At 49.3% G+C, this 9323-nt stretch carries 10 protein-coding genes; 5 read left to right on the top strand and 5 right to left on the bottom strand.

Annotation, left to right across the window (positions count from 1 at the left end):
• The first annotated feature begins 98 nt into the window (after positions 1 to 98).
• Both FS806_RS24395 and FS806_RS27170 read left to right on the top strand, forming a co-directional pair.
• Positions 99 to 638, top strand: a complete 540-nt coding sequence (locus tag FS806_RS24395) for a GNAT family N-acetyltransferase (protein ID WP_144941867.1) — start codon at positions 99 to 101, stop codon at positions 636 to 638.
• Between the two features lie 285 nt (positions 639 to 923).
• Positions 924 to 1025, top strand: a complete 102-nt coding sequence (locus tag FS806_RS27170; RefSeq protein ID WP_222126768.1) for a putative holin-like toxin — start codon at positions 924 to 926, stop codon at positions 1023 to 1025.
• A 249-nt stretch (positions 1026 to 1274) separates the two neighbouring features.
• On the opposite strand, the gene FS806_RS26420 is transcribed toward FS806_RS27170, so the two are convergent.
• Positions 1275 to 1499, bottom strand: coding sequence for a hypothetical protein (locus tag FS806_RS26420; protein ID WP_222126767.1), 225 nt, complete (start codon positions 1497 to 1499; stop codon positions 1275 to 1277).
• Positions 1471 to 1758, bottom strand: a complete 288-nt coding sequence (locus FS806_RS24390; protein ID WP_144941865.1) for a hypothetical protein — start codon at positions 1756 to 1758, stop codon at positions 1471 to 1473. The genes FS806_RS26420 and FS806_RS24390 overlap by 29 nt, the downstream gene beginning before the upstream one ends.
• 551 nt (positions 1759 to 2309) lie before the next feature.
• Here FS806_RS24390 and FS806_RS24385 point away from each other — a divergent pair.
• From FS806_RS24385 to fumC, 3 genes are all read left to right on the top strand, one after another.
• Positions 2310 to 3494 carry a coenzyme F420-0:L-glutamate ligase gene (locus tag FS806_RS24385; protein ID WP_144941863.1) on the top strand — a complete coding sequence of 395 codons (1185 nt, stop codon included), beginning with the start codon at positions 2310 to 2312 and terminating at the stop codon, positions 3492 to 3494.
• Between the two features lie 184 nt (positions 3495 to 3678).
• Positions 3679 to 4278 carry a pterin-binding domain-containing protein gene (locus FS806_RS24380; RefSeq protein WP_144941861.1) on the top strand — a complete coding sequence of 200 codons (600 nt, stop codon included), beginning with the start codon at positions 3679 to 3681 and terminating at the stop codon, positions 4276 to 4278.
• Positions 4279 to 4402: 124 nt separating this feature from the next.
• Positions 4403 to 5797: a class II fumarate hydratase gene (gene fumC, locus FS806_RS24375; RefSeq protein WP_144941859.1), complete on the top strand. Its 1395-nt coding sequence runs from the start codon at positions 4403 to 4405 to the stop codon at positions 5795 to 5797.
• Positions 5798 to 5830: 33 nt separating this feature from the next.
• On the opposite strand, the gene FS806_RS24370 is transcribed toward fumC, so the two are convergent.
• The 3 genes from FS806_RS24370 to FS806_RS24360 all read right to left on the bottom strand — a co-directional run bounded on the left by FS806_RS24370 (position 5831) and on the right by FS806_RS24360 (position 8777).
• Positions 5831 to 6985 carry an amidohydrolase family protein gene (locus FS806_RS24370; RefSeq protein ID WP_144941857.1) on the bottom strand — a complete coding sequence of 385 codons (1155 nt, stop codon included), beginning with the start codon at positions 6983 to 6985 and terminating at the stop codon, positions 5831 to 5833.
• Positions 6986 to 7131: 146 nt separating this feature from the next.
• Complete coding sequence (locus FS806_RS24365) at positions 7132 to 8310, bottom strand: NAD(P)/FAD-dependent oxidoreductase (RefSeq protein WP_144941855.1); 1179 nt, start codon at positions 8308 to 8310, stop codon at positions 7132 to 7134.
• Between the two features lie 17 nt (positions 8311 to 8327).
• Complete coding sequence (locus tag FS806_RS24360) at positions 8328 to 8777, bottom strand: DUF1641 domain-containing protein (protein ID WP_144941853.1); 450 nt, start codon at positions 8775 to 8777, stop codon at positions 8328 to 8330.
• Between the last annotated feature and the right edge of the window lie 546 nt (positions 8778 to 9323).

The following is a 9323-nucleotide window of genomic DNA, read 5'->3' as shown; positions in this document are numbered from 1 at the left end:
GTTTGGGGGTGAAACAATAGAAGACCCTAGCTAGGAAGCTAGAGTCTGCAACGGAATGTGAATTCCGAGAAGCTTAACTTCTTGTTCGGAGGTGTGAAATGATTTATATAGAAACACCGAGATTGCAATTACGCGACTGGAAGGAAGCAGACTTGGAGCCGTTTAGCCGGTTGAATGCGGATGAAGAGGTCATGACGTATTTTTCTAATACCTTATCGCCCGAACAAACTAACATGTTCTATAAAGCAATTGTATCCGAGTTTCAGGAATGCGGGTTTGGATTATATGCTGTGGAAGTAAAAGAAAATAAAGAGTTTATAGGTTTTATAGGATTTCATCGGGCCACATTTGAAGCAGATTTCACGCCGTGTATAGAAATTGGGTGGAGGCTGAAAAAAGAGGCCTGGGGCAGAGGATACGCGACGGAAGGCGCGGCTGCCTGTTTACAGTATGGATTTAACGAATTGGGTTTTAATGATGTGTGTAGCTTTACGGCCGACATTAATGAGCCTTCGAAGAACGTCATGAAAAAAATCGGCATGAGCTTTATTAAATCTTTCCATCACCCGAAAGTGGAGAAAGATAGCCCCTTATGTAAGCACGTTCTATATCATATTAGCAAAAACGAAAAGAGCTAGATCGAATTCCATGACTCCTTGAATATAGTAGGGGTCTTCTTTTTTTAGCCGTTCACGCAGAATCTCAGAATCTTTTAAAGACTACTTTGACTTCCTATTCATTATGTTGTTGCACATCTTGCGGTCATCGAAGTCTTGCAGATGTTCGTCCGCCCTTGGACATCTCTTCTCGTGGCATATAGACATGGTAACCCTAATAAGTTAGTTCAGCTGATATTATTTTGGTCAGAGCAATAGAAGGCATATGGGCCGTCGCCTAATCTCCCGGAAGGGAGGTGATGCTTCATGACAGTATACGAAGCAATTTCCTTAATGCTTGCATTTGGATTGATAATCATAGCTATACTATTTTCCAAAAAAGGAAATAGACCGCCACGACAAAGGTAGCGGTCTATTTAAGCTTACCGAGCCAACCGCCCTTAAAAGCGGCTATTGCTTATTGAGAGTCGAGGCCCAACTCGGCTCTCTTTCTATATTTTAATCGTACCATTCGTCATATTCGTTCAAGAATGAACCCCATTTGACCTTCTTGCGGATACATTCCATTTACCCTGTTCCATAGAGTTCAACGGATCGAGGTAACTCTTCTTCTCGTATATTTTTGTCATCCAGAAAATATCCCCAATAGTTCAGCAATTAATTAAAGTCGCCTGTATCGTCAGATGCTTTACCCCAATATTGACCGTTAACATCATTACCACCACCAGAGATAACAAGGTTATAATCTCCGCTTCTCATGCCTTGAGGGTATCCTTCGTTAAAACTGCGCCAGTCCAGGTCTTCTTTACCTTTAATCGTTTTTGTAAAATATACCAGGCCAGTATCTCTGTGTTTAGTTAACGGTGATTTCTGTACTAGCATGATTTTGAATAAACAGCTTTACATGGCCATAACCTGGATTGATATTAAAAGTTCTTGTTACAGTGGATTGGCAGCAAAAAGTATCAGTCCATTCCTTATCAACCGTAAGGGGATTTATGTCACCCCCGTTCTGGTTTAGTTCCACTTTCGGGGATGCTGCTGTTACAAAAGTTTCGGCATTAGCAGCGCCAACAACTGCTAGGGATGCAAGGACCGACGATGCAGCAAGAGTTACTGCGGTCTTTCTGAGTTTTTTCACTTAGATACACTCTCCTTTGAAAGGTCAAAAGCTGTAAATTTCAAGGAAAAGTACAGTATTTGGAACCTGTTAATATTCAGACGCTCTTAAAACTAAAAAATTCACACAAAAGCCTATTTAATTCCTAAAATGATAGATTAGTCACAGAATAGTACGAATAAATAACCAAATAATGTAAGATCCTCCAGTGAAAATGTCTTATGCAATTTGCTACTCACTTAAGACTGTTTGAGACCGACTCGAAATGATATATGCCCAAAAAGACGGGGATCTATAAAGGTCATGTCATTATTCTACCGAGCAAATTGTCGCCTACACCTCCATTTTCAACCGATGCTCCCCCAATTTCCCGTTCCGCTCCAACCGCGGACAGCAAAACGATATCCATCCGCTTTCGATAATGGTATAATCATTTGTGGAGCAAAGCGGCAGGGGTCCAGGCAAGACACGAAGGGACCCACTCTTTGTTTGCGCTCCCGTTCATTTTATACAAACCATACTCCGATATAACTTTGCTTTATAAACCGCGTATGGCTAGAGGAGGCATACTTGTGGCAAGAACAGTAGGTACGATTGTAAGAGGGATTCGAGCTCCGATCGTGAAGGAAGGAGACGATCTCGTTCAGATTGTAGTGGACTCCGTCCTGCAATCCGCGCAGGCCGAGAATTTCCCGCTGTATGACCGGGATGTTATCGGAATTACCGAATCGCTGGTGGCTAGAACGCAAGGGAATTATGTGACGGTGGACGATATCGCTCATCAGATCAAGACTCTGTATCCTGGCGATGACCTGGCCGTTCTGTTCCCTATACTCAGCCGCAACCGGTTCTCGCTCATTCTTAAAGGGATTGCCCAAAGCGGCAAGAAAATTCACCTGTTCCTAAACTATCCTTCGGATGAAATGGGCAACCACCTGATGGATGTCGAGAAAATGGATGATCTGGACATTTCGCCTTATACCGATGTCCTGACGGAAGAGAAATACCGGGAGCTGTTTGGCGATCAGGTTTCTCACCCCTTCACCGGAATCGACTATGTCGCCATGTATAAGCAATTGGCCGTTAACGATAATATCCGGATCTATCTGGCCAACGACCCGAAAGCGGCATTAACTTACAGCAAGCAAATGCTGGTGGCCAACATTCACGACCGCCATCGCACGAAGAAAATTTTGAAAAAAGCGGGCGCCGACCCTGTATACGGTCTGGACGATCTGCTGACCCAGCCGGTTAACGGAAGCGGCTATAATCCGGATTTCGGGCTGCTAGGCTCCAATGCGGCCACCGACAGCAAGCTTAAGCTGTTCCCCCGGGATTGCTCCTCCATCGTCAACGAAATTCAGCAGCAGCTGCGGGAGAAGTGCGGCAAAACGATAGAAGTCATGGTCTATGGCGACGGTGCATTCAAGGATCCTAAAGGCAAAATTTGGGAACTGGCGGATCCGGTCGTATCTCCCGGCTATACTCAAGGCTTGCAGGGAACACCGAACGAAATCAAGCTGAAATATATTGCCGACAACGAGCTTAAGAATCTCGACAGCAGTGCCATGGTCGACGCCATCCGGCAGAAGATCAAGGAGAAAGACCAAGCCGGCCAAGGGGAGTCGCTCGGGACCACCCCCCGCCAAATTACCGATCTGCTCGGCAGCTTGTGTGATTTAACTAGCGGCAGCGGCGATAAGGGAACGCCGATTGTGCTGGTGCAGAGATATTTTGATAATTACGCGACAGAGTAGCTTAGGCTGCTCTGTTTTTACATCCGGCAGGTTTCCGTTGTTTGATATATGTCTTGGACTCGTCTGCTTAACCGGCAAAACAGAGTCTCTATTTACGGAATCGGAACCCGGCTTCTTCAGATAAGCATTTTGACCAGCAGCCGCTCCGAATACATAAACTTACGTAAGAGGTGCGCCGTCACGAATGAAAATCATACCGTATTACAAAAGCCATCCCGATCCGTTAAACGAAGAATGCTGCATCCATCTGAAAGAGGATCCGACCCCGCTGGCTCTAGAGCCCGGGCTGCCGGTTTGGTTGGAAAGCTATGATCCATCGCTTATCCTTGGAGAACTTCGCACGGGAGGGCGTATTACGCTTAACTCGCTCTGGCTCGAGGAACGTTATTGGCATGCCTATCGTGAGCATTTTCCTTATTTTGACCGGATTGTGCTCGTTCCCCATGACCCTGCTAACCGTTCTTTGCCGTACGAGTCCAAACTGGAAACGATCTTGCGGCTTGCGGAGCAGTACCGGATTCGTCCGGAGCAAATCATTGTGGATGTATGTGTGCTGCCTTATTTCCGCTGTCCCGATCTGGACCTGTATGCCCTTCGCGCCCGGGCCATTCGGGAAATGGGCTTGAAAACCGTCGCCGGCATCGATAACCTTGTGTTCCGCGAGCGGAAGCCTTACCCTCTCCTTGCAGAACTGCTGACGGGGTTGGATGACAGCTTGACCTACGGATTGATTAGCTCGAAATACGCTCATTTCGCTCGGGAAACGCTCATGACTTCCCGTTAACTGCGGGATGCATTCATAGGTATTGTCGGGAAAAATAAATCCATCTCTCTGAAAAACGGCGTATGGAATGAGAAAACGGGTAATCTATTAGTAGAAGGCTATGTATTGAAGGAGGAAGAGTGCAATGGAATATCGCATCGAAAAAGATACGCTCGGCGAAGTCCGGGTTCCCGCCGACAAGATGTGGGCCGCCCAAACGCAGCGAAGCTTCGAAAATTTCCGAATCGGCACGGAAAAGATGCCTATCGAGCTTATCCGTGCGTTCGCGATTCTCAAAAAAAGCGCAGCCCTGGCCAACGAACAGTTGGGAAAGCTCGATGCCGACAAGACTAAGGCGATCGTCACCGCAGCCGAGGAAATCATTGAAGGGCGCTGGGATGAGCATTTCCCGCTCGTCGTCTGGCAGACGGGAAGCGGCACCCAGTCCAACATGAACGTGAATGAGGTGATAGCGAATCGGGCCAACCAGCTACTGGAACAGGGAGGCAGCGAGCTGAGAGTTCACCCCAACGATGACGTCAACCGTTCGCAAAGCTCCAACGATACATTCCCGACCGCTATGCATATGGCCGCATTAATCGCTGTTGAGGATCAGTTGCTCCCGGCAGCGGAGCTGTTAAAAGCTACTTTGCAGAACAAGAGCGAGCAGTTTCAAAATATTATCAAAATCGGAAGGACCCATCTTCAAGACGCCACCCCGTTGACGCTCGGCCAAGAGATCAGCGGCTGGTGCCGCATGCTGGACAAGACGATGGCGATGATCCGTTCCAGCGCCGACTCCTTAAGGGAGCTGGCTATCGGCGGGACCGCCGTCGGAACCGGAATTAACGCCCATCCGAAATTCGGGGAGACGGTCGCCCGCGAAATCAGCAAGCTGACGGGCAAGAGCTTCGTCTCCGCAGCCAACAAATTTCACGCCTTGACCAGCCACGATGAAATCGTGTACGTCCATGGCGCCTTGAAGGCGCTGGCTGCCGATCTGATGAAGATAGCCAACGATGTCCGCTGGTTGGCGAGCGGCCCGCGAAGCGGAATCGGGGAGCTTCGTATTCCCGCTAACGAGCCCGGAAGCTCCATTATGCCCGGCAAGGTCAATCCGACCCAGAGCGAAGCGATGACCATGGTCGTCTGCCAAGTGATGGGCAACGATGCGGCAATCGGATTTGCAGCCGGTCAGGGGAACTTCGAGCTGAATGTGTTCAAGCCGGTCATTATTTATAACTTCCTGCAATCCGTCCGCCTGCTGACCGATGCCATGCGCTCGTTCAACGATCATTGCGCCGTCGGCATCGAGCCCAATCTCGATGTTATCCAGGCCCATTTGGAAAGATCGCTCATGCTGGTGACCGCTTTGAACCCTCATATCGGATATGAAAAAGCCGCTTCCATCGCCAAGCTGGCTCATCAAGAGGGTCTCACGCTGAAAGAAGCGGCCTTGCGCAGCAACCTGCTGACCGAGGAGCAGTTCGACCGCATGGTGCGGCCGGAGCATATGATTCATCCGCGGGAGGAAGACTGAAACGGAGAAAGATTTTCCGCAATCTTTTCCCCGTCATCCCTCGTTCGCCAGTTCTTTTTCTATCAGAATAAGATTGGCTTCTCTTTTCGTCAGCTTGGTTAAATCATAAGCTTTCCCTGTCTCTTCGCCATACTTGCGGATAGCTTCCTGTTGACTTGCGGTAGCCGGTTGGTTGCGAATGAGAGCATCCATATTGTCATAGGCAATCTTCTCTGCCAGCTCCCGGTCGTTCAAAGCATCGATCAGCCGATACATGGCCTCGATCGCCTTTTCTTCACTTTCCAGGCCAAACCCGGAATCCGTGCTTAGTACAAAACGATCGGGAAACTCCCGCATGACCGGTACGAAGTCTTCCAATGTATTGGCGCTCTCCGGATTGAGGGCAGTGAAACCCGCAAAAAAATCGGCATAGATATTCGGATGCTTGCTCAAGAGCTGGCGGATATTCTCTGGAGAGTTATAAGCATTGGCATGCGCAAAAATGAAGACCGTATCCGGGTAGGCCTCCGCCGCCTCCTCCAGTTTTTTGATAGCAATTCCGCTAGGAGGATCGATGTGAAGCAGCAAAGGGGCTTGATATTGGGCACACAGCTCGTAAATTTGCGGCAGGTATCCATCCATCGGATCTTCAGCCTTCCAAGGAACATTGGATAAAACCGGCGAATAGGTGGAAGCGGCCACAATTTCGCCCAACCCAAAGAAGCCCTTCTCCAGATTTTCCTTGACGACATCGAGGCTCGAGGGTTCATGGAGGTTGAAACCGGAGAAAAAAGGGATGATCCGCTCCGGGTTTTGCCGGTAGGCCTGCCAGGACATTTCGTCGGAATGAACGGCTCGGGGCTCCGAAACCGCTCCAAACAGAACGACGCTGTCCACTCCCATCCGTGTCCACATCTCGATTTTATCCTGGATGATTTTCGATCCGTCAGCGTCATGATTGTGTGCGTCTATTAAAGGCATATCACCGTACTCCTTCAGCAGATCCTCCAAGCTTTTCGGAGTATCCGAAGGGGCTTCCGCCTCTGTGTCCTCAGGAATCGGTAGCGGAGTTTCTGCCGGCTCCACAATTGGCTCTGCAGCCGGTTCTGCAGTGGGGCTCCATCCGTTCTTCCATAGTAAAAAAGCCCCTCCCCCGATAATCAAGATCACAATTAATATAGCAATCACAGCCATCCGAGGCTTTGACATCGGCCTTCCTCCTCGCTATTTTCATGCTAAAAAGCCCCTCTAAAGCAGATCCTGGAACAAAATCCAGTCCTCCCTAAAGGGGCAAAACAGCAAGTGTACGTGTCCCCTTTCGGATAACAAGCGGTTAGCGGGGACTTCTGTTGTTATTAATAGACTAGAGAGAAAACTCCGTTAATATGACTCAAATAACGGATGTTGCTGGCTTCCTTCATCAGCGAAGCGGGAAGTCCTTTCAGTTGGGTCTGGTTGCCGCCGATCGTGCCGATCGCGTCTTTTCTGCCCAAGCTGGCCAGCGTTCCGGAGAAGACCGGCTGGAAGTCCTTCATAGGAGCTTCTTTGAAGTAAGCGAACAGGTTGTAGCCGACGGTTTCACCCATTTGCCATGCGATCTGGGCGCTTGGCGGATAAGGACGTCCTTCCGGTCCCATAACGACCGCGCTGTCCCCTGCCAGGAACACATCGGGATGAGAGGTCGATTGCAGGAACTCGTTAACGGTAGCCCGGCCGCGGTTCGCCTCGATGCCCGAGTTGGCGACAACGGAATTTCCGGTTACTCCGCCCGTCCAAACCATCGTGTTCGTTTCGATCGTTGTGCCATCCTTCAGGATGACGTTCTTGCCTTGAACCTCTGTAACCGCCACTCCGGTCAAGATGTTCACTCCGCGCTTCTCCAGGCTGGTTTTGGCGCGTTCTACGAGCTCAGGCGCGAAGCCGGGCAGGATCGAAGGAGCCGCCTCGACGCAATAGAGCGAAATTTCTTTGAAGTCGACGCCCTTTCTGAGGCACATATCCGGAAGCATATCCACCATTTCGCCGATGAGCTCGATACCGGACAAACCGCCTCCACCGATAACGAAGGTTGCATCCGCTTTGTTCTTCGTTCTGCTGTACTCGTCCACACACGCTTCAACATGCGCGCGAATCCGGTTCGCATCTTCCACCGACTTAAGCGTAAAGCTGTTCTCCTGCAAGCCGGGAATGCCGAAGAAAGCCGTCTCACTGCCCAGCGCGATAACCAGCGCATCGTAGTCCAGAGTCAGACCGCCGGCCAACGAGACCTTCTTCTGCTCCAGATCGATATTATTCACCGTGTCGATTCTTAAATCAACGTTCTTGCCGCGCAGAAGCTTCTCCAGAGGCAGCGCCACGTTCTTCTCGTTCAAGCCGCCAACGGCCAGACGATGAAGCTCGGTGATGATTTGGTGGGAGCCGTTGCGGTTGACGACTGTAATGGAAGCTTCTTCAGCCGACATATATTTTCTGGCAGTCAGGGCCGTAAGCAATCCGCCGTATCCGCCGCCTAGTATTAATACTTGCTTAGCCATTGTTCATCCTCCATTCTCTATTTTGTTTCCGTGTCACCTTTTTGGCGCTCAGCCATAACCTCTAGGAACGCTTGGGCAAAGCGGAACATTTTCTGAACTTGCGGGTCTTTAAGCATCTTGAGCAGTCCAAAAAGCCCAATGGTCGTCGAGTCCGACTGGGCACGATCGCTCGCTTCAATGGCAGCGGATGCGATTCCCTTCGCTTTATCCTGAATAGGCTTCACAAACTCGCCTAATCCGCCCTTCAAATCTTCAATGAGCACACGGTCCGTAGCCAAAGATTGGGCAACATCATAGGCTTTGGTCATCAGAGTGACCATCTCCGCCAATTTAGGCAGCTGCTCCACCAATTCCGTGAGCGATTTCTGAACCTCGGGCTTCATCAACTGATCGAGCACATCCAATTCTCCGCGTACAGCCGCCGAATTGGTTTCGTTTGCCGAATTTTGCGCTGGTGTTTCTGACATGAGTAAACGGCCTCCTTTGCTTGAAATCTTCCATAATAATATTTGGCGTTAGCCAGTTAGTGCGATAATCCGTGATGACGCTTACCTTACTTTCCTCTGGGTGACGGGTGGGACCGGGACTTATGGAAATTAGTTGTGATAAATTTCACAACTTGAGAAAAGGATCAGTCGTTAACGGATTCTATGCTTGTATTGTAATCCTTTTATGACAAAACTGCAAAAACATTTTTTGACACCAATTTGTCAAATATATCCCTCTAAATGCCTTTTGCTGGCATAAGCTTGACTTTCCTTCCTTTTGCCCGTCTACAACCGCACCATCGACTGCCTGATCAGTCAATCATGACGAATATGACAGCAAAAATAGAAAAGCTGCCGGGAAACGGATTGTGATACAACTATAATAGTAGGGGTCATGCCGCGCCGATCGTATGGGAGGGTTGGCGTCGCATAACGGTGGTCAACGAGACTAAGTGGATTTCATACAGTTAGATTTCTATATTCGGAAGAAATATGGAAACTAACTGGAAAACCTACAGCTAGTTT

Origin of the sequence: Paenibacillus sp. 32O-W, assembly GCF_007679495.1 — a bacterium.
GTDB lineage: Bacteria > Bacillota > Bacilli > Paenibacillales > NBRC-103111 > Paenibacillus_L > Paenibacillus_L residui.
This window is presented reverse-complemented; position numbering and strand designations above follow the sequence as displayed.